The organism is Lipingzhangella rawalii (genome assembly GCF_031628175.1).
Lineage (GTDB): Bacteria > Actinomycetota > Actinomycetes > Streptosporangiales > Streptosporangiaceae > Lipingzhangella_A > Lipingzhangella_A rawalii.
Genome location: NZ_JAVLVT010000001.1, coordinates 718901 through 738604 on the forward strand (window position 1 = coordinate 718901; position 19704 = coordinate 738604).

The window sequence follows — 19704 nt, forward strand, 5'->3', positions numbered from 1 at the left end:
GCCTGGCGGGAATCACGGCGTCCCCGATCGCTCGGTCCGTGGTGCTCGATCGCGCCACGGCGCTCGCGGCGCACGGCCACGGTCACACGATCCCGTGCCACCGGACCCCTACGACGACCCGGAACAGCCTGCCCCACCACCCCCCAGCACCCGGCCACCTCCCCCCAACGCAACACACACGCGGCACCCCAAATGGAGGGACAGTCCAAGACCGGACACCAGCCCACAGCCCGCCCCACCCCCCACGACGGCGCGGAGCGCCACCACCGGGACCGGTGGGGCGACCTCCCCCTCAACGCGATCCACGCTGAGGACATCGCCGTGTGGGTCGCCCAGCTCCAGAAACCGCGCGACGAGGGCGGCGCCACCCTGGGCGCGTCACAGACCTGCCATGCGCACGCCGTGCTGTCCATGATCCTCGGCTGATGCGTGCCTCGCCGGATCCCCCGCACCCCGGCGAAAGGCGCCCGCCCCCAAACCGAGTCACGCCGAACACGTCTACCTCAGCTATGAGCAGGTGGAAACCCTGGCGAACACGGCGGCGGAGCTGCGCACGAAGTACAACCAGACCTCCGCGGCCTCCTCGGTGAACCGCGCGCTGATCCGGCACCTCGCCTACACCGGACTGCGGTGGAGCGAGGCGCCGGCCCTACGGGCCAACAAGGTAGACCTTGACAAGCGCCGCATCCGCGTCTCGGTCGCGTTCTGAGATCAAGGGCGACCTTCTGAAACAGCTTCCCACACCAATGAGCGGCGGACCGTACCCATTCCCGCCTCCCTTGGCCCAGAGCTGAAACCGCTGGTCGACAGACGCGGCGATGACGCCCACGTCTTCACGACCAAGCGGAGCGCTCCACTGCGCATCCACAACTGGCGCATCCGGGAGTTCAACAAGGCGCGGACGAACGCCGGACTCGACGGGACCGGGTTGACCCCGCACAAGCTCCGGCACACGGCCGCCTCGCTGGCGATCGCAGCGGGCGCGGACGTCAAAGTGGTTCAACAGATGCTCGGCCACGCGACGGCGACCATGACCCTCGACACCTACGGACACCTGTTTCCCAGACCGGCTCGACGAGGTCGCCGACGCCATGGACACGGGCCGCGTAAAGGCAATGGGCGCGGTACACGAAAGGCCGGACGCTCCGAACCGTGTGCACTGAATGTGCACTGAATGTGCACTGAACCGGACAACCGGCCTTCGCTGCGTCTCGCAACCAGGCGCCTACCTGCGCAGACTCCGGTCCTGAGTCGGGACGGCGGGATTTGAACCCACGACCTCTCGACCCCCAGTCGAGTGCGCTACCAAACTGCGCCACGTCCCGGTGGTGCAGGGGATCGCTCCGCCTGCGCCGCATCAACTCTATCGCATTCACACGGGTGCTGGAGACACACGGCGGCCGGCACCTCGGGGAGGTTTCGCGGCTGATCGAGGCCTCATGGACCACCCTGCTCCAGGGCTGTCAGGTGCGCCTGGGCCGCGGGAATATCGCGCTCGGTGTAGACCGCGATGCCGTGGTCGAGCAACAACCGGGTCGTCACACCGGGCCCACTCACGGTTTTCCCAGCGAAGGTTCCGTCATAGACCTGGCGCAGTCCACACGACGGACTGGACTCCTTCACCACGGCGACACGGACCCCCGCCGAACGGGCGGTCTCCAGGGCAGCGTGCGCACCGGCGAGATAGGCGCGGGTCACGTCCACGCCCTGGGGGGTGACGATCCGGGCCGTGCCGTCCAGCACGGCCCGCGCTCCGGCTGCGTTCTCGATCTCGGCCGGAGGCCGGGGGACGCCCAGCCCACCCCCCACCTCGGGACAGTAGACCACCGCCCGGCCTTCGGAACGCCACCGAGCCAGGATCGCGCCCGGAGCATGGTCATCGCCATCTCCCGTCAACCCGACAACCGGCTTGGCGGCACCGTCGAACCGCACCGGCCGCCCCATCAGGCAGGCACTCACCAGGACCGATTCCATATGCACGTCCGTCGTCTCCGGACCGGTCAGCGTCGCCGCCGCGTGGAACGCTCCGAGCGCCGGCTCCCCTTGGAGGCCTTGCCCGAGGTGCCGCTGCGCTTCTCTCGGATCCGCATGCTGAGCCGGATGGGACTGCCAGCGAACCCGAACTCTTCCCGTAGCCGCCGCTCCAGGAAACGCCGGTAGGAATCCTCCAGGAAACCCGTGGTAAACAGCACGAAGTGGGGCGGGCGAGTTCCGGCCTGCGTGGCGAACAGGATTTTCGGCACGCGTCCGCCCCGCCCCGGCGGCGGCTGGGCCGCCACCAGCTCCTTCAGCCAACCGTTGAGTCGGCCAGTGGAGATCCGCTGGTCCCAGCCGTCCAGGCTCTGCTGGGCCGCTGTCACGATTCGGTCCACGTGCCGCCCGGTGTGGGCCGAGATGTTCACCCGGGGGGCCCACCAGACACGCCCCAGCTGGCGGTCGAACTCCTTCTCCAGATACCGGCGACGCTCCTCGTCCCCGGCCAGCAGGTCCCACTTGTTGCAGGCGAGGACCAACGCCCGTCCCGACTCCACCACCTGCTCCACCACCCGGATGTCGCCCTCGGCCAGTGGTTCGGACACGTCGAGCAGCACCACCGCAACCTCAGCCCGATTCAACGCCGCCGTGGAACGCATGGTTGCGTAGTAGTCCGCGCCTTGCAGGTTCCGAAACTTGCGTCGAATTCCGGCCGTGTCGATGAAGGTCCAGGTCCGGCCGCCGAGTTGGACCTCTTCGTCCACGGCGTCGCGGGTCGTGCCGGCCATGGGGTCGACAACCACTCGGTCCTCACCGGCGAGGCGGTTCAGCAAACTGGACTTGCCAACGTTGGGACGGCCCAACAGCGCGATCCGCCGCGGACCCTCGTCCCCCTGCGCCGCGGGGTCCACCCGTGGGGCACGCTGCCCGAGAGCATCCACAACGGCGTCCAGCAGGTCGCCACTGCCGCGTCCGTGCAGGGCACTGACCGGGTAGGGCTCGCCCACGCCGAGACTCCACAGTTCGGCGGCATCGGCATCCTGGGGAGCCCCGTCCACCTTGTTCACGGCGAGCACCACGGGACGGTTCGTGTCCCGCAGTACGCGCAGCACGGCCGAGTCGGCATCCGTAGCCCCCACCGTGACGTCCACGACGAACACGATCACGTCCGCGCTGGCCGCCGCGTACTCGGCCTGCCGAGCAACCGTCGCCGCCAGACCGGTGGCCTCGGACTCCCAGCCCCCCGTATCCACCAGGGTGAACTCGCGCCCGCGCCACGTCGCGTCGTACGCGACCCGGTCCCGAGTCACACCGGCAACGTCCTCCACCACGGCACCACGCCGACCGATAATCCGGTTGACCAGCATCGACTTTCCCACGTTGGGACGGCCCACCACCGCCACAACCGGGCGCTCGGCATCGAGCCGCGGCTCCGTGTCCGCCGCCCCCGTGTGCTGCCCCTCGAGGGGGCTGTTCTCGTCGTCCACCCGTTCCTGCCTCTCCTGGTTGTCGTCCCCACGCGCCCAGGCTGCGTTCCGTGGGGATCCTCACATGTACAGCGCGCCCCGTGCCGAAGCCAGGCTTCAGCTTCGAGCGACCACGTGCTGTCGCACCTGGGCAACGAGATCGGCGACAACGTCGATGACCTCGGCCAGGGTGTAGCCCGTGGTGTCCAGCTCGACGGCATCTTCGGTCTGGGTGAGCGGGGAGGTACTCCGTGTGGAGTCCAGCCGGTCCCGACGTTCCAACGCCGCCTGGGTCGCGGCGACGTCCTCCGTCTGACGTTCGTCACTGCGCCGCGAGGCACGAGCCTGCGTACTCGCGGTCAGATACAGCTTGACATCGGCATGTGGTGCCACGACCGTAGTGATGTCCCGCCCCTCCACGACGATACCGTTCCCGGACTCCACCGCGGCGTCGATGAGGGACCGCTGGTCGGCCACCAGGCGCTGGCGCACCTCCGGTACGGCACTAACCGCACTGACCTGTCCGGTAACCCACTCGGAACGGATCTCCGCAGCCACGTCCCGGTCATCCACGGACACCGTCGGCATCTGTGGGTCCCGACCCATCGCGATGCGCGGGCGGTGCACGTGTTGCGCGACGGCATTCGGATCGGACACATCCACATCCTGCTCCAGCATCCAGTGCGTGATCGCCCGATACATCGCCCCCGTGTCCAGGTACTCCAATCCACACCGCTGCGCAACCCCACGCGAGGTACTGGACTTCCCCGATCCGGAGGGACCGTCGATCGCGACGACGACGCCCGCTTTCCGTCCCTGATACCCGTGCGCGCTCACAGATCCTCTTTCCCTCGTTCCGCCCGGGGCCGCACCGAGCTGCCCGGCCCGAGCAGCAGTCCCACTCGCAAAGTCCGGCGACCAAGGCTACAGTTCCCGGGACCACCGTGGATCCCGGTGCTGGTCAGGCGTGCACCGACCATCCCTGAGCGGCGAGTATGGTCCGCAGTTGGTCTCCGGCCTCCGGAACCACCCACAGCTGGGCCAACCCCACCGGCAACCCCGGCGAGTGGTCGAGCCGCACGTCCTCGATGTTGACGTCGGCCGCCCCCGCAGCCTGGAACAGACGCGCGAGACTGCCCGGCTCATCCGGGATGACCACCGGCACCACCGTATAGTCGCGATCCCGGCCGAATCCGTGCTTGGCAGGCAGGCGCTCCTGTCCAGCCTGGCCCCGCAGCAGCAGGTCCCGGACCGGGTGCAGGCCGTCCGCCCGCCGCGGATTGGCACCGGTTTCGCGCAGCGCCGCCGCCGCATCCTCGAGATCGGCGGCGAGCGCAGAGAGCTCGCCCGCAACCGACGCCGCGTTGTACCCCACGATCTCGGTCCACAGCTGGGGATCTCCAGCTGCGATCCGGGTAACGTCCCGGACCCCCTGCCCGGCGAGCCCCAGGGCTCGGCTGTCCCCGCAGGAGAGCCGAGCGGCCACAGCCGCAGCCGCCATATGTGGTGCGTGGGAGACGAGGGCAACCGCCCGATCATGCTCCTGGGCCGAGAGTCGAACCGGATGCGCCCCGGTATGGGCCACCAGCTCAGTCACCACACGAACCGCGGTGGGGTCGGTCTTATCCGATTCACACAACGCCCACGACCGCCCGAGGAACAGGTCGGCGCGCGCCGCCCCGGCACCGCCTCGCTCCCGCCCACCCATCGGATGGCCGGGAACGTAGGTCGTCATATCGCATCCGGCGGTGCGGGCCGCCTCGACCACCCAGGTCTTGACACTGGCCACATCCGTGTAGACATGGGCTACCCCCCGATCCTGGGCACTGCGCAGCGTGCCCGGAACCGCGGCCGGAGGTGCGGCCACGATCGCCAGGTCGGCCGGTGCCACCCCGTCGTCCCCCGCGGCACTGTCGAACCACCCCCGCACCGGTTCTCCGGCCCCGAGATCACAGGCGAGGCTCACGGCCGCGGGGTCCGGATCACTGAGCAGGACATCCACGTCATGCTCCCGCAACGCCAAGGCGATCGACGTCCCGATCAGCCCGGCGCCCAGGACCAGTACCCGCCGCACGGCCACCACCCCCGCGTCGTCACAGCGCACCCGATGCGCGGTCGTAAATCCAGGTTAGAGCACCGGGCCCACGGTCCGGCTATTGCGCGATGTCCAGACGTAGCGCCTGAGCTCCCCGCAGGTAGACATGCGCCAGTCCGTCCCGGGGCCGTTCCGTTTCCACGTGCGCCATCAGCCGCACCACACGGGGCAACGCCCCAGCTACATCGATCTCGACCGCACACATCAACGGAACGTCGACCAGTCCCAGCTTGCGCGCTGCGAGGGCAGGAAATTCCGAGGTGAGGTCCGGGGTAGCAGTGAACAGGATACTGATCACATCGGCACTGGTGAGCCCATTCCGCTCCAGTACCGTCGCGATGAGCTCACTGGTGGCCTCCAGGACGAGCTCCCGCTCGTCGGCCTCCACCTGAACCGCTCCTCGGATCGCCCGTACCGCCACTGCTCGTCCTTTTCCGTCCTGTAGGAGGCGACATGCCCGCGTCTGTCTAGCGCATCCCCACAGCAATACAGCAATACAGCAGTACCGCACTGCCGTGTGTCAGTCGAACCGTTCCCGTCACAGCCCCACGGCAGTGTAGAGGGCACTGACCTCCGCTGCCGTCAACGAACGGACCACGCCCGACTTCAATGACCGCAGCTCCACCGGACCGACCCGGGTGCGGGCCAGCTCTCGAACCGGATGCCCCACCGTGGTGAACATCCGCCGCACGATATGGTTACGGCCCTCGTGCAGGGTCAGCTCCACCAGCGCCCGCGCCCCGGACTCCGACACCACCCGCACCGCGTCCGCGTGCGCCACTCCGTCCTCCAGCTCCACCCCGGAGCGCAGCTGCTGCAACGCGGACTTGGAAATCGGCCCCCGCACACTGGCCAGATACGTCTTGGGAACCGCGTAGCGGGGGTGGGTCAGCCGATTCGCGAGTTCTCCGTCATTGGTCAGCAGGATCAGACCCTCGGTGTCGGTGTCCAACCGCCCCACATGGAACAACCGGTGCCCGGTCTCCGCCGCGTAGTCAGCCAGACTTGTCCGCCCCTGCGGATCCGACATCGTACTGACCACCCCGCGTGGCTTGTTCAGGGCGTAGTACTTGCGGTCCGCTGCGGTGACGACCCGCTGCTCATCGACCCGCACCACCGATGTCTCGGGGTCCACACGAGCACCGAATCTGCGTACGACGTGACCGTCCACACTGACCCGCCCCGCGGCGATCAGTTCCTCACTGCCACGCCGGCTGGCGACCCCGGCCTGGGCGAGGACCTTCTGTAGACGCACGCCACCAGGCACATCCGGGTAGCTGTCCCGGTCCCCCTCAGGCCGGTCCTCGTCGGTTGGATCGTACTCGGCGCGGATACGCCGAAGTCGTGCCTGAGCGCCCGGCGACAGCGACTGCGGGGTCTCTCGGCCCCCGCGTGTGTCGCGGCCCGAACGCCGGTCGGACGCGCCGGGGCGCTTGTCTGGTTTGCGGGATGGCTTATTCACCGGTTCTGTCGAGACCTTCGATGTCGTTGGGATCCTCGGGCAGGTACGGAGCCAGATCTGGGAGCTCGTCGAGGTCACGCAAGCCGAGCCGTTCCAGGAAATAGGTGGTGGTCCGGTACAGCAGGGCCCCGGTCTCCGGGTCCTGCCCGGACTCCTCGACCAGACCGCGCTGCACGAGCGTACGCATCACGCCGTCACAGTTGACCCCGCGGATGGCGGACACTCGACCTCGAGCCACCGGCTGGCGGTAGGCCACCACGGCCAGGGTCTCCAGCGCCGCCTGGGTCAGGCGTACCTCCTGGCCCTCGCGCAGAAAACGTTCCACGACCGTGGCACTCTCCGGCCGAGAGTACATGCGCCAACCGTCGGCGACCTCACGCAGATCGAAACCGCGCCCCTGTGCAGTGTACTCCTCCGCGAGCGCGTGCAGGGTCTCGGTGATCACCGTGACGTCGATCCCCAGGGCGCGTGCCAGCTCGTGGGCACGGACCGGCTGGTCCACCACCATGAGCACCGCCTCCAGGTGGCGTCGCAGCTCCTGCACATCGCCGGGGTCGGCGAGTACCGCAGCCGCCGTGCCGCGGCTGTCCCCAGCGGTCACTGTTCTGCCTCCTCGCGTCGGTCTGGACGGGCTCCCGTCTCGGAGTTTCCGCCCGCGCTCCCATCACCTGCCTCCTGGTCAGCGGACTCGTACTCGGCGCCGAGACCCGCTGCCAGTGCCGCGATGGGATCGCTGTGCCGGTCGCCGGTCCACCGCACCTGGAGCGGGCCGAGCGGTTCGTCCTGTGTGAGTTCGAGCGTGCCGGCGCGGAACAACTCCAGCAACGCCAGGAAGCGGGCTACCACCTCGAAGGTACCCGTACAGTCGGCGACGAGCTCGGCGAACGTGGACGTCTCTCCGGTCGACAACTCCGCCACCAGAATCGCTGCCTGCTCGCGCACGCTGGTTCTGGGCTGGTGCAGATGCGACACCTGTACGCTGGGGGGCTCCTTGGGGGTGAACACCCGGGCGGCGAGCGCGGCAAAGGCTTCGGGGCCCAGCCGAATACACACCTCGGGTCGAATCTGGGCGAAGTGCTCCTCGAGCGGCACCGCCCGCGGGTAGCGCCGCCCCTGGGTCGCGAAGCGATGTGCCAGTTCCCCGGACACCTGCTTATAGGCGCGGTACTGCAACAGCCGCGCGAACAACAGGTCCCGCGCCTCCAACAGCGCGAGATCGGCTTCGTCCTCGACTTCCCCACGCGGCAGCAGCCGGGCCGCCTTGAGGTCCAGCAGTGTCGCGGCCACCAGAAGAAAATTGCTGGCCTGGTCCAGATCCCAATCCTGTTCGTGGGCCCTGGTGTAGGCGATGAACTCGTCGGTGACCTGGGAGAGGGCCACCTCGGTCACATCCAACTTGTGTTTGGAGATCAGGGCCAGCAACAGGTCGAAGGGTCCTTCGAAATTGTCGAGATGGACCTGGAACCCTTCGCGTTCTCCCGGTTGGACCTGCTCGTCCACCGAGCCCTCCAGCTCCACCTCCCCCGTGGAAGTGCTCATCTTCCCAGCCTGGCACGACCTACCGCACCTGGAGGCCACGCTGGCCGTCCCCGCAGACACAGAAAGCACCACATCAGCGGCCGGTGGACTCCTCCTCGGCCAGGCGACGAGCCAGCAGGCTCTGTTCCCCGTGCTCGTCATAGTCGGCGAGCAGGGCGGCCACGGCCTCCCGGACGATTCGACCACGGTCACACACCAGGCCGTGGTCGGCACGCAGCGACAGCCGTGCCTGCTCCAACGCGAGCAGTTCCCCCGCCGAAACGTAGACCGTAATTTTCTCATCATGGCGTTGGCGCCCACTCGGTCGGGGGGCACCACTGGGTTTGCCGGTGGCACGTCGTCGTTTCGGTGGTCCACCCTCGCTGGATGCCGACGACGACGATCCAGCCCCTGCCTGCTGGGCGGCCGGAGCGGCGGGCACAGCGGACGTGGCAGCTGGATCACCCTGGGACGCGGACGAGGTGCTCGGGCCCGTCGAGCGGAACAGCTCGGAGGCTCCGGGCAGTGTCATCCGTTGTGCTCGTTGAGCGGCCACCTCGCCACCACCTCCTTGGCCAGTTCCCGATAGGCGTTGGCGCCCGCGGATGTGGAGTCGAACCGGGTTATGGGCTCACCGGCCACTGTGGCGTCGGGAAACCGCACGGTGCGGTTGATCACCGTGTGGTAGACGCGCTCCCCGAAACCGTCGATGATCGTGGACAGCACCTCCCGCGCGTGCAGTGTGCGTGGGTCGTACATCGTGCCCAGGAAGCCGTCAATCACCAGACGTTCGTTCAACCGTTCCTGCACCTTGCCGATGGTGTCCATCAGGAGGGCAACACCGCGCAGCGCGAAGAACTCGCACTCGAGGGGGACGATAACCCCGTCCGCTGCGGTGAGAGCGTTCACCGTGAGCAGCCCCAGTGAGGGCTGGCAGTCGATCAGGATCACGTCGTACTCGTGAGCGATCGGGGCGAGGACCCGGGCCAGCATCTGTTCCCGGGCCACCTCCCCCACCAGCTGAACCTCGGCAGCCGAGAGATCGATATTGCTCGGGATCAAATCCAGACCGTCGATGTTGGTCTTCATCAGCACGTCATCGATCGTCACGTCGCGCTGCATCAACAGGTTGTACACCGTGAGATCGAGCTCGCGCGGATCGAGTCTGCCCAACCCCACCGACAGTGCGCCCTGCGGATCGAAATCCACGAGCAGAACACGTCGGCCGTACTCCGCAATGGCCGCGCCCAGGTTGATGGTTGTGGTGGTCTTACCAACCCCACCCTTCTGATTACACAGTGCTATGATCCGTGCCGGACCGGTGCGGTCCGGTGGTCCCGGCTCCGGAAATTCCGGCTTGTCCCTGTTGATACTCGCCCCCGTGCTGTACGCGTCGTCCCCCCAGGGGTTGCTCGCCGGCGCCGCCGGGCCCTGTTCGGTGCTGCCATCCACAGTCGGGTCCTGCCCGCCCGTACCGTGCTCCTCGGACCAGCTCACAACCCTTGACCTCCCTACGGACCCACCCGCACCGCAGCGGCATCGTGCGTGGGGCGGCCGTCTGGAAAACTCGCCTTGTCGACAGCGCGAAACCGTCGTGCGGCGACTCTAGAACGTCGCCCCACACGATTCAACGCAACACTCTAGGGGGTGGGCGTGTGGGACGCAGCGGCACGTGGGTGACTCCTCGCATAAATCTCGCGCAACCGGTCCACCGTCACCAGGGTGTAGATCTGCGTGGTGGTCACCGAGGCGTGCCCCAGGAGCTCCTGAACCACTCGGACATCGGCCCCGCCTTCGATCAGGTGAGTCGCGAAGGAATGCCGGAGGGTATGCGGCGACACCCCCGACACGGTGAGTCCGGCTCGCCCCGCCGCTGCCCGGAGGACGCCCCAGACTCCCTGGCGGGTCAGCCGTCCGCCCCGAGCGTTCAGAAACAACGCGGTGCTTGCCTGTCCCGTTCCGGCGGCGACCAGGGCCGGCCGCGCCCGCACCAGGTAGGAGTCCAGCGCCGCACGGGCGAACCGACCGACCGGAACGACACGTTCCCGGTCCCCCTTGCCGTGGAACCGCACCACCGTCGCCGTCAGACCCACCTCCCCTCGAATCCCGTCCGCCTGCGCCGAGCTTCGCGATTCGCCCGCGCCAGGAGCCTCGGAAGCGTCGACGGTGTCGGTAACGTCGTCCACATCGAGTGCGACCACCTCCGAGACGCGAGCTCCCGTGGCATACAGCAGCTCCAGGAGGGCACGGTCCCGCAACGAGCGGGACATTCCGGTCTCGGATCCAGCATCTCCTGCGGCGGCCAGCAGGGCCTCGACATCGGCAAGCGGGAGCGCTCTCGGCAGGCGCCTGTGCTGCGTTGGCGGATGCACCTCGTGGGTCGGGTCCCCCGTGGTCAGCTGTTCCCGGAAAGCATACCGGTGCAGTCCCCGGACAGCGGCCAGGGTGCGCCCGGCGGAACTGGAACCGAGTGGGGTATGCACCGCGCTGCCCGAGCGTAGCTCGCGCACGAAGGAACGCACGTCCGCCTCGGCCACCTGATCCAACCGGGTGTACCCCGCTGCGCTCAGAAACTCCAGATAGCGACGTAGGTCACGCCGGTAGGACTCCAGCGTGTTGCGGGCCAGGCCCCGCTCCACGGTGAGATGTGTCAGGAAGCTCCGCACCTCCGCCTCGAGCTCCACCGCCACCACCGGCTCCGGTGTGTCTGAGGTTCGCACACCTGCCGATGATGCCACAGGTTCGCTGGCGGGGGACTGCACGCACGCGCCAGCGAGTCACTCCACCCGGTCGGCTGGCCGCAAGGCCGCGAAGGCGTTCGCGGCCGCAGCCTGCGCGGCGAGAATCCCCACCAACGCCAGGGAGTTGTGCAGCCGCCCGGCCAACACGGCCGTAACCGCCTCCGAGAGGGGAAGCCAGGACTGGACCATCCCCGCCTCCTCGTGGACCCGCTCGAACCCGATCTCTGCGGTGGGCACCTCGTCGAGATCCCGGGCCAGGTAGATCCGCACCCGTTCGTCGCTGAATCCGGGGCTCGGGAGACAGTCCACCAGTGTGTGCCAGCGTCCAGCCCGATAACCGGTCTCTTCCAGAAGCTCCCGACGGGCTGTGTCCAGGGGCGCCTCACCGTCGCTGTCCCGCAGACCGGCAGGGATCTCCCACAGCTGCTGACTCACCGCATGCCGATACTGGCGCACGAGCAGTACACGAGAGCCCGCATCCAACGCCACGATCGCGACAGATCCCGGATGGGTGACCCGGTCCCGAGCCACGGTCTCCGTCCCACCCGAGCCCGGCATCCGCACCCAGTCCGTGTGCACGGCCACGATCCCGCCACGGAACCGCTCCACACTGTCCACGACCGGCCAGGCATCGGGCTCGTCCCGGAGCGTCACGGCAGCCCCGTGACGCTCGACCGCGTTTTCGCATACTCCCGCGCCGCAGCCACCAGCCCACGGAAGAGGGGGTGGCCACGCGTTGGCCGCGACCGGAACTCCGGATGCGCCTGGGTCGCAACGAAGAAGGGATGCTGGGCCCGCGGTAGCTCGACAAACTCCACCAGCCGCTCGTCCGGAGACAACCCCGAGAACACCAGCCCCGCCTCCGCGAGTGCGGCACGGTACTGGTTGTTCACCTCGAACCGGTGTCGATGTCGTTCCTCGACCCGCTCCGCCTGGTAGAGCTCCGCCACGATACTGTCCTCGGTCAGTTGGGCCGGATAGTGCCCCAACCGCATCGTTCCACCCATATCGCGCTCCCCGGAGATCACGTCACGCTGATCCGCCATGGTCGCGATAACCGGGTGTGGTGCCTGTTCGTCGAACTCGGTGCTGTTCGCCCCGGTGAGGCCGGCGACGTCCCGGGCGTATTCCACCACCAGGCACTGCAAGCCCAGGCACAGCCCAAGCAGGGGGACGCCACTCTCCCGCGCATACCGGATGGCCCCGAGCTTGCCCTCGATGCCCCGCACTCCGAAGCCACCCGGAATCAGCACGCCGTCCACACCGTCGAGCTCGCGGGCGGCCCCCTCCTGGCTGGCACAGTTATCGCTGGCCACCCATCGGATATTCACCCGGGTGTCCTCCGCGAATCCCCCGGCCCGCACGGCCTCGGTGACGGACAGGTAGGCGTCCGGCAGGTCGATGTACTTGCCGACCATTGCCACGGTGACCTCGAAGCCGGGCTGGTGCACCCGACGCAGCAGATCGTCCCACTCCGTCCAGTCCACGTCCCGGAACGCGAGTCCCAGGCGCCGAACCACGAACGCGTCCAGCCCCTCCCGGTGCAGCACCTTGGGAATGTCATAGATCGACGCAGCATCCGGAGCCGAGACCACACCCGACTCCTCCACGTCGCACATCAGACTGATCTTGCTCTTCAGCGACTGAGAAATGGTCCGGTCCGAGCGACACACAATCGCATCCGGCTGGATCCCGATATTGCGCAACGCCGCGACCGAGTGTTGCGTGGGCTTCGTCTTGAGCTCTCCGGCCGGCCCGAGGTAGGGAAGCAGGGACACGTGCAGAAAGAGGCAGTTGTCCCGGCCGATCTCGTGGCGGATCTGACGCACCGCCTCCAGGAACGGCTGTGACTCGATATCACCCACCGTGCCGCCGACCTCGGTGATCACGACGTCCACACCATCGGTGTCCATCGCGTAGATGCGTTCCTTGATCTCGTTGGTGATGTGCGGAATCACCTGCACCGTGTCCCCGAGGTAGGCCCCCTGCCGCTCCTTGGCGATCACACTGGAGTAGACCTGGCCGGTGGTCACGTTCGCCGCCGAGGACAACTCGGTGTCCAGGAAACGCTCGTAGTGCCCAATGTCCAGGTCCGTCTCGGCACCATCCTCGGTCACGAACACCTCGCCGTGCTGGAAGGGGTTCATCGTCCCGGGATCAACATTGAGATACGGGTCGAGCTTCTGCATGGTGACCCGCAGACCGCGGGACTTCAGCAGACGCCCCAGACTTGACGCGGTGAGACCCTTGCCGAGGCTCGAGGCAACGCCACCGGTAACGAAAAGATGCTTGGTGTGTGCGGCGGATGCCACAGTGCTGCTCCCGTGGTTGAAGGCGGAACGGACGCCAGGTAGGCCGGTCTGGGCGCCCGTGCGGTGCCCGCCGGCGACGCGCCCGAGCGGGCGCGCTGGCGTCCCAGGCCGCGGACTCCACGGGCCACCATCGTATCAGCGCAGGGCACCCCTACCTCCGCACGAACCGTCAACGCAGTGCCAGGGCGGGGCGCACCTCCCAGGTCGTCCACAGGGGGCGGTAACCCATGCGACTCCAGAATGGTCCCGACAGTGGATTCGTAACGGCGTAGTTCAGCAAGGTCACCGCGACGCCGTGGGTGTCCAGGGCGTGGTGGACGTGATTGACCAGTGCCGTTCCCACCCCCTGCCCCCGGGTCTCCTCGGTGACGAATGCGTAACCGATGTAGGCAGCGGGGGTCGCAGCGACCAGCGGAGTAACCCATCGGGCCCGGTGCGGTGGCGAGGCCCAGACCATACCCACCGGGCGGCCGCGCCGCTCGGCCAACCAGATCCAGGATGGCTCGGCCTGGAGGGCCCGCCCCAACACGTTCCGGGCCTGCTGGGCGGTCTCCGGTTGGATGAACACGCCACCGAAATGCTCCTCGTACCGGTGTTCCTCCATGACCAGGCCAACCGTGGCCGCCAGGTCGTCGGTCCCGGCCAGCCGGATCGTGACATCCCGTGGTGGCAGGGCCGGGGGCACACCCCGGCCCTGGCGTCGGGCCGCCAACACCGTGTAGGGCTGCATGCCGTGACGAAGCAACGGCCGCACCCCGGAGACGTCCCGAGCCGGCCAGGTCAGCAGGGCCGCCGATTCCGCCCCCGTCCCCGTGGGCGCTTCCTCGAGCTGATCCCGCCATGTGGTCAACAGCTCGTCCAGAGCGCCCTCCGGGTCCGGCCCGCCCACCAGGGGCGTGAGCCAGTGTTGGTCCGGAACCCCCCAGGTACGTCCGATCTCCCCTGGCTGGTACCAGGCGTAGCGCATGCTTCCGGTCGCCACCGGCCGATCCATGGCGTCGCTGACGGTGAGCATCGGTTGCGGGCTCATCCCCGGGTGATAGGGCGTGGGAAGCAACGGATCAACGTCCTTCCAGCGCCGGGTCACCGAGTCCAGCAGGGCCGCGAACTCCGCACCACCTCCGGCCGGCTCCTCATGCCGGACCCGCGCGACGAACCCGCTCATCTTTCCCTCCCCAACGCCTGACCCCACACACGCTGTCGGCGGACGCAGGCGGCCGCCCGGAAGTACTTGCGCCCGTGTGAGTTCCGCACCACCGCGATGGTATCGCCTCGCCACACTCGCCCGAGGGCGGATCACAGATCCCATTCCGGACCCGAAAACCCACCCCCGGCCCAGGATCCGGACGCCTCGATTCACGGCACTCCCGCTGACTCCATTCCCCGCAGCTCCCGCTTGAGCTCCTTGACCTCGTCCCGCAGTCGAGCAGCCACCTCGAACTGGAGATCCGTGGCTGCCTGGTGCATCTGCTCGGTGAGCTGCTCAATCAGCTCGGCCAGCTCCGCTCGGGGCAGCTTTGCCACGTCGGCGGACCGTTGCGCGCTGTCCTTGCCCAGGCCCGGAACCGGAGTGCGTCCCTGTCCCGAGCCCCGGTATCCGGAACTGAGCAGTTCCTGGGTGTCGACATCCTCCCGGGCCAGCGAGTCCAGTATGTCCCCGATCTGTTTGCGCAGCGGCTGGGGATCGATCCCGTGCTGCTCGTTGTACGCGATCTGCTTGGCGCGGCGCCGATTCGTCTCGTCAATGGCACCCCGCATCGCGGTGGTGATCTCATCGGCGTACATGTGTACCTGGCCGGCCACGTTTCGGGCGGCACGCCCGACCGTCTGGATGAGGGAGGTCTCCGAACGGAGGAAGCCCGCCTTGTCCGCGTCGAGGATCGCCACGAGCGACACCTCGGGCAGGTCCAGCCCCTCCCGCAACAGGTTGATCCCCACCAGCACGTCGAACTCTCCGGTGCGCAGCTCCCGAAGCAGCTCCACACGTCGCAGTGTGTCCACCTCACTGTGCAGGTATCGGACCCGAACCCCGGCTTCGGTGAAGTAGTCGGTGAGATCCTCGGCCATCTTCTTCGTCAGGGTGGTGACCAGGACGCGCTCCTGACGTTGGGCCCGCGTACGGATCTCGTGCATCAGGTCGTCGATCTGCCCCTCGGTCGGTTTGACCACCACCTCCGGATCGACCAGCCCCGTGGGCCGAATCACCTGCTCGACGACGTCTCCCCCCGTCTGACGCAGCTCGTAGGAACCGGGGGTGGCCGACAGATAGACCGTTTGGCCGGTCCGTTCCAGGAACTCCTCCCACCGCAGGGGACGGTTGTCCAGGGCCGACGGCAACCGGAAACCGTGTTCGACCAAGGTACGCTTCCGAGCGGCGTCTCCCTCGTACATCCCGCCAATCTGGGGCACTGTGACGTGCGACTCGTCCAGCACGAGAAGGAAGTCTTCGGGGAAATAGTCCAACAGCGTGTTGGGTGGACTTCCGGCGTCCCGACCGTCGAAGTGGCGGGAGTAGTTCTCGATACCGCTACAGGATCCGACCTGACGCATCATCTCAATGTCATAGGTGGTGCGCATGCGCAGACGCTGGGCTTCCAGCTGCCGCCCCTGGGCCTCGAGCTCACGCAAACGTTCGGCGAGCTCGGCCTCGATGTCGGTCACCGCACGCTCCAGCCGCTCCGGACCAGCCACATAGTGCGAGGCCGGGAAGATGTAGTACTCCTCGCCGCTGCCCAGAACCTCACCGGTGAGGGGGTGGAGCGTTTGTAGCCGCTCGATCTCGTCCCCGAACATCTCGATGCGGACCGCAAGCTCCTCGTAGACGGGGATGATTTCCACCGTGTCGCCGCGCACGCGAAAGGTGCCGCGGGTGAACGCGGTGTCGTTCCGCGTGTACTGCATCTCCACGAGGCGGCGCAACAGCTCGTCCCGCTCGATCTGGTCCCCGACCCGCAGCGCGGCCATCCGGTCCACGTACTCCTGGGGGGTGCCGAGGCCATAGATACACGAAACCGAGGACACCACCACCGTGTCCCGCCGGGTGAGCAGAGAGTTGGTCGCAGAGTGCCGTAGTCGCTCCACCTCATCGTTGATGGAGGAGTCTTTCTCGATGTAGGTGTCACTCTGCGGAACATAGGCTTCGGGCTGGTAGTAGTCGTAGTAGGAGACGAAGTATTCGACCGCGTTCCCCGGAAGCATCTCCCGCAGCTCGCTCGCGAACTGGGCCGCGAGAGTCTTGTTGGGTTGCATCACCAGGGTTGGCCGCTGGACCTGTTCCACCAGCCAGGCGACGGTCGCCGTCTTCCCCGTCCCCGTGGCACCGAGGAGGACCGTGTCCGGGGCTCCGTCCTCGATGCGACGCTTGAGTTCGGCGATGGCGCCGGGCTGATCACCGGCCGGAGTCATCTCGGAGACGACCTCGAACGGCGTGTCCTTGCGTCGAATCTCTGTCACCGGCCGCACGTACCCACACTCCCCGCGAATCCACCGTTGTCGGGTCCACGCTATAGCGCCCTAGTGACAACACTCGCTGCGCGGCTTAGATTCCGAAGAGAGACCCGGACGCGACAACACAACACCGGTCACACCGGACGCTATAGCCCCGGAAACCCCAACGGGCCCGGAGTGTGGATCACCAGACGGAGTTCTCCCGGAGGTCGGAATGCGGCGAGACGAACTACGGCCAGTCATCGACCCCACCCTTCCCGACGACGTCGCCCGGCGCCTGCGCAGGCACCCGGAGCTGCTGTACCGGGAGGAAGATCCGGTCGGGCGCTGGCCAAGGTCCACCAGCACCCAAGCGCTGGGCTCCGGTGGGGCACTCGCGGCGACCGGACTGGTGACCATGCTTGCACTGGCATCCTCTACGGCCGCAACCGTGTTGGTGATTCTGTTGGTCCTCATGCTGACCGGAGCATTCACACACTACGTGGGCCAGAATTTCTTCGACGAGCCCTGGGAGTCCTGGTTCGTGACCCCATGGTGGTCGGTGTGGATCATCGGCAGCGGGGTCGCCATGACGGCCTGGATTCTGGAAACAGCCAGCCGTGGGCTGGAGCTGGTCACAGCCGTACCGGCAACTCCCGAACAGGTCGCCGTCGCCGGCGTCCTAGCCCTGAGCGGGGGCATTGCCACGGTCGCTCTCGCTCGACCGGACATGCCCACGCTGGTGGCTGCCCAGTACCGGGACCACTATCTGAGCGTCGACGAGTTCGGCACCCGCACCAGTGAGGCGCGGTGGATGCTGCGGGGTGACCGTCCCGCATCCGAGGCCGAGTTGCTGGCCGAGGTACAACTGGCGATCGATCGGGTCCTGGAAGGACGTGCCGTGTTGGGGGACAGTTTCAACGCGCAGCAGAGCCTGGCACTGTTACGAGACCAGGAATGGCAGATCGCGCTGGACCTCCGCCGGCACCGCCAACTGCGCACGGACCTCGATGAGCGGTACGCCCAGGCGGCTACGGACCGTGTGGTGGCCGCGCTCCGCTTCCAGGAAGAGGCGCTGTACCGTGCGCACAGCGCTATCCAGGCCCGGGTCAATCGCGTACGGGACTACGGGCATCAGGTCGAGTCCGCTGTTGTCGCCCACCGGGAATGGGAACAGTGCCTGGACATCGCCGCGGCAGCCGACGATTTCGTCGACCTTCTGGCCTCGGCCACGCACGAGGCCCACGGGCTGGCATCGCTCGAGGAGGCCCGGGCCGAGGTCAAAGCCACGCGCGAGACGCGCGACGCCCGGATCCGCGAGGTGATCGTGGCCGGAGACTGGCTGGCCCAAGTCCCACCACCACCGAACGCGCCCCGCCAGTCCACCTCCGTCGTACCCTAAGCCCTGTGGTGGGCACCTTTTGGGACATGCCCTCGGGACGACGCTCGCTGCGCGGATGCACCCACACAGCCGGACGCCGTTCTCCCCCAGCACCGCCCCCCAATACCGCTCCCCACCCCGAACACGGGTACATAACACTCCGATCCGAATAACCACCGCACCGAGGGCTGCTCACCGGGCGGTGAGCTTGCCCCACAACCGGGACACCTCCGCGGCCAGATCGGCGCGTGTGCCGGAATTGTCCACCACGTAGTCCGCGACGGAGCACCGCTGCTCCCGGCTGGCCTGGGCCCGAACTCGTTCCCAGGCATGGTGCTCGTCCTCGCCCCGGTCCCGCATAACCCGTTGCACCTGGATCTCTTCGGGAACGTCCACGACCACGACCACGTCGTAGCGCTGCTCCAATCCGTTCTCCACCAGCAACGGAATGTCTTCGACCAGAACAGAGTCCGGCCCCACACCAGCGGCCAGTTCCTCGGTGCGTCGTGCGACGCGGGGATGCACGATCGCGTTCAGTGCCTCGAGCTTCGCCTCGTCAGCGAACACGATCCGGCCGAGCTTGGGCCGGTCGATGGCTCCGTGGGGATCCAGAACCTCGGGCCCGAACTCGGCCACCACCTCGGCCAGACCCTCAGTTCCGGGGGCCACGACCTCCCGCGCCAGAGCATCCGCGTCGATCACCACCGCTCCCCGCTCTGCGAGCAGCCGCGCCACCTCACTCTTTCCGGAGCCGATCCCTCCGGTCAGTCCAACCCGTACCATGGGCGCATCCTAGCGTCGAGCCTCGCTCACGACAGCGGCGACTCCGGGAACGAGGTCCTTGCGCAGCTGCACCATGGTCAGGTGTTCGCTGATGCGTTCCCGGCTCGTCTCCGCATAGCCCAACTGGTGTCCCAACCGCAGCGCGCCCACTGTGGCATCCGGCACGAACAACGCCACTGTGGTGACCTCGGGGACGTACGCGGCAACGGTGGCTTCCAACTCGCCGAGTAGAGCCCGTCCCACACCCCGTCGGCGTTGGTCGGGGGCAACGGCCAACCTGTTCACCAGGAAGGTGGTCCCGGTACTGCGCCCCCGGATCATGCCCACAATGCGCCGATCCAGGCATGCCGCCAGGAGCGGGTGTCCCGCGGCGAGGTGCTCGCGCACCTGATCGACACCCTCCGTCAACGGCGCGATATAGGGGTCACCGTAGTTCTGCGCCTCGTCCACGTAGGCGCCTCGCTGAAGTGCCCATACCTCACCAGCATCCGTGACCTGGGCCGGACGGATCGCAGACCGGGGATCGCACATACCCGGAACCTCCCA

Annotated in this window: 21 protein-coding genes and 1 tRNA gene; 4 read left to right on the top strand and 18 right to left on the bottom strand. The window is 67.7% G+C overall.

Annotation, left to right across the window (positions count from 1 at the left end; translation table 11 throughout):
- The first annotated feature begins 192 nt into the window (after nucleotides 1-192).
- The 3 genes from RIF23_RS03210 to RIF23_RS03220 all read left to right on the top strand — a co-directional run bounded on the left by RIF23_RS03210 (nucleotide 193) and on the right by RIF23_RS03220 (nucleotide 1174).
- Nucleotides 193-426 carry a hypothetical protein gene (locus tag RIF23_RS03210; protein ID WP_310910793.1) on the top strand — a complete coding sequence of 78 codons (234 nt, stop codon included), beginning with the start codon at nucleotides 193-195 and terminating at the stop codon, nucleotides 424-426.
- A 91-nt stretch (nucleotides 427-517) separates the two neighbouring features.
- Nucleotides 518-709, top strand: coding sequence for a hypothetical protein (locus RIF23_RS03215; protein ID WP_310910794.1), 192 nt, complete (start codon nucleotides 518-520; stop codon nucleotides 707-709).
- Between the two features lie 90 nt (nucleotides 710-799).
- Entirely contained in the window at nucleotides 800-1174 is a 375-nt protein-coding gene (locus RIF23_RS03220; RefSeq protein WP_407659388.1) for a tyrosine-type recombinase/integrase, read from the top strand.
- Nucleotides 1175-1251: 77 nt separating this feature from the next.
- Here the strand turns inward: RIF23_RS03220 and RIF23_RS03225 are convergent.
- From RIF23_RS03225 to uvrB, 16 genes are all read right to left on the bottom strand, one after another.
- Nucleotides 1252-1325, bottom strand: a tRNA-Pro gene (locus RIF23_RS03225).
- A 112-nt stretch (nucleotides 1326-1437) separates the two neighbouring features.
- Complete coding sequence (locus RIF23_RS03230; RefSeq protein ID WP_310911238.1) at nucleotides 1438-1974, bottom strand: DUF523 domain-containing protein; 537 nt, start codon at nucleotides 1972-1974, stop codon at nucleotides 1438-1440.
- 26 nt (nucleotides 1975-2000) lie between these two features.
- Entirely contained in the window at nucleotides 2001-3461 is a 1461-nt protein-coding gene (der, locus tag RIF23_RS03235) for a ribosome biogenesis GTPase Der (protein ID WP_310910795.1), read from the bottom strand.
- Nucleotides 3462-3557: 96 nt separating this feature from the next.
- Nucleotides 3558-4277 carry a (d)CMP kinase gene (gene cmk / locus RIF23_RS03240; protein WP_310910796.1) on the bottom strand — a complete coding sequence of 240 codons (720 nt, stop codon included), beginning with the start codon at nucleotides 4275-4277 and terminating at the stop codon, nucleotides 3558-3560.
- A 124-nt stretch (nucleotides 4278-4401) separates the two neighbouring features.
- Complete coding sequence (locus tag RIF23_RS03245) at nucleotides 4402-5544, bottom strand: prephenate dehydrogenase (RefSeq protein ID WP_310910797.1); 1143 nt, start codon at nucleotides 5542-5544, stop codon at nucleotides 4402-4404.
- Nucleotides 5545-5593: 49 nt separating this feature from the next.
- Nucleotides 5594-5956: a chorismate mutase gene (aroH, locus tag RIF23_RS03250; protein WP_310910798.1), complete on the bottom strand. Its 363-nt coding sequence runs from the start codon at nucleotides 5954-5956 to the stop codon at nucleotides 5594-5596.
- Between the two features lie 117 nt (nucleotides 5957-6073).
- Entirely contained in the window at nucleotides 6074-6997 is a 924-nt protein-coding gene (locus RIF23_RS03255; RefSeq protein ID WP_310910799.1) for a pseudouridine synthase, read from the bottom strand.
- Nucleotides 6990-7541, bottom strand: coding sequence for an SMC-Scp complex subunit ScpB (gene scpB, locus RIF23_RS03260; protein ID WP_310911239.1), 552 nt, complete (start codon nucleotides 7539-7541; stop codon nucleotides 6990-6992). The genes RIF23_RS03255 and scpB overlap by 8 nt, the downstream gene beginning before the upstream one ends.
- Before the next feature lie 53 nt (nucleotides 7542-7594).
- A complete protein-coding gene (locus RIF23_RS03265) occupies nucleotides 7595-8536 on the bottom strand; it encodes a segregation and condensation protein A (RefSeq protein WP_310910800.1) in 942 nt (313 codons plus the stop codon).
- Between the two features lie 73 nt (nucleotides 8537-8609).
- Complete coding sequence (locus tag RIF23_RS03270; RefSeq protein ID WP_310910801.1) at nucleotides 8610-9047, bottom strand: hypothetical protein; 438 nt, start codon at nucleotides 9045-9047, stop codon at nucleotides 8610-8612.
- On the bottom strand, nucleotides 9044-9967 hold the full coding sequence (locus RIF23_RS03275; RefSeq protein WP_310911240.1) for a ParA family protein: 924 nt from the start codon (nucleotides 9965-9967) through the stop codon (nucleotides 9044-9046). Before RIF23_RS03275 ends, RIF23_RS03270 begins: the two co-directional genes overlap by 4 nt.
- A gap of 188 nt (nucleotides 9968-10155) precedes the next feature.
- The gene (locus RIF23_RS03280) at nucleotides 10156-11205 is read right to left on the bottom strand and encodes a site-specific tyrosine recombinase XerD (protein ID WP_310910802.1); all 1050 of its coding nucleotides are present in this window, start codon (nucleotides 11203-11205) and stop codon (nucleotides 10156-10158) included.
- Nucleotides 11206-11292: 87 nt separating this feature from the next.
- Complete coding sequence (locus tag RIF23_RS03285) at nucleotides 11293-11910, bottom strand: NUDIX hydrolase (protein ID WP_310910803.1); 618 nt, start codon at nucleotides 11908-11910, stop codon at nucleotides 11293-11295.
- Nucleotides 11907-13568, bottom strand: a complete 1662-nt coding sequence (locus tag RIF23_RS03290; protein WP_310910804.1) for a CTP synthase — start codon at nucleotides 13566-13568, stop codon at nucleotides 11907-11909. Before RIF23_RS03290 ends, RIF23_RS03285 begins: the two co-directional genes overlap by 4 nt.
- Nucleotides 13569-13737: 169 nt before the next feature.
- Nucleotides 13738-14733 (bottom strand): GNAT family N-acetyltransferase, encoded by a 996-nt coding sequence (locus RIF23_RS03295; RefSeq protein ID WP_310910805.1) that lies wholly within the window; start codon nucleotides 14731-14733, stop codon nucleotides 13738-13740.
- A 191-nt stretch (nucleotides 14734-14924) separates the two neighbouring features.
- Nucleotides 14925-17030, bottom strand: coding sequence for an excinuclease ABC subunit UvrB (gene uvrB / locus RIF23_RS03300; protein WP_310910806.1), 2106 nt, complete (start codon nucleotides 17028-17030; stop codon nucleotides 14925-14927).
- A gap of 199 nt (nucleotides 17031-17229) precedes the next feature.
- On the opposite strand from uvrB, the gene RIF23_RS03305 reads away from it, so the two are divergent.
- A complete protein-coding gene (locus RIF23_RS03305; RefSeq protein WP_310910807.1) occupies nucleotides 17230-18396 on the top strand; it encodes a hypothetical protein in 1167 nt (388 codons plus the stop codon).
- A 171-nt stretch (nucleotides 18397-18567) separates the two neighbouring features.
- Here the strand turns inward: RIF23_RS03305 and coaE are convergent, their stop codons facing one another.
- Together coaE and RIF23_RS03315 are read right to left on the bottom strand one after the other, a co-directional pair.
- Complete coding sequence (coaE, locus tag RIF23_RS03310) at nucleotides 18568-19158, bottom strand: dephospho-CoA kinase (RefSeq protein ID WP_310910808.1); 591 nt, start codon at nucleotides 19156-19158, stop codon at nucleotides 18568-18570.
- Between the two features lie 9 nt (nucleotides 19159-19167).
- Nucleotides 19168-19689 carry a GNAT family N-acetyltransferase gene (locus RIF23_RS03315; RefSeq protein ID WP_310910809.1) on the bottom strand — a complete coding sequence of 174 codons (522 nt, stop codon included), beginning with the start codon at nucleotides 19687-19689 and terminating at the stop codon, nucleotides 19168-19170.
- Nucleotides 19690-19704: the final 15 nt, after the last annotated feature.

What these genes read in the sequence shown, in the direction of transcription:
- RIF23_RS03210 (WP_310910793.1), top strand. Translation starts at nt 193, where the DNA reads ATGGAGGGACAGTCCAAGACCGGACACCAGCCCACAGCCCGCCCCACC.
- RIF23_RS03230 (WP_310911238.1), bottom strand. Translation starts at nt 1,974, where the DNA reads ATGGAATCGGTCCTGGTGAGTGCCTGCCTGATGGGGCGGCCGGTGCGG.
- RIF23_RS03265 (WP_310910800.1), bottom strand. Translation starts at nt 8,536, where the DNA reads ATGAGCACTTCCACGGGGGAGGTGGAGCTGGAGGGCTCGGTGGACGAG.
- RIF23_RS03270 (WP_310910801.1), bottom strand. Translation starts at nt 9,047, where the DNA reads ATGACACTGCCCGGAGCCTCCGAGCTGTTCCGCTCGACGGGCCCGAGC.
- RIF23_RS03295 (WP_310910805.1), bottom strand. Translation starts at nt 14,733, where the DNA reads ATGAGCGGGTTCGTCGCGCGGGTCCGGCATGAGGAGCCGGCCGGAGGT.
- RIF23_RS03305 (WP_310910807.1), top strand. Translation starts at nt 17,230, where the DNA reads ATGCGGCGAGACGAACTACGGCCAGTCATCGACCCCACCCTTCCCGAC.
- coaE (WP_310910808.1), bottom strand. Translation starts at nt 19,158, where the DNA reads ATGGTACGGGTTGGACTGACCGGAGGGATCGGCTCCGGAAAGAGTGAG.
- RIF23_RS03315 (WP_310910809.1), bottom strand. Translation starts at nt 19,689, where the DNA reads ATGTGCGATCCCCGGTCTGCGATCCGTCCGGCCCAGGTCACGGATGCT.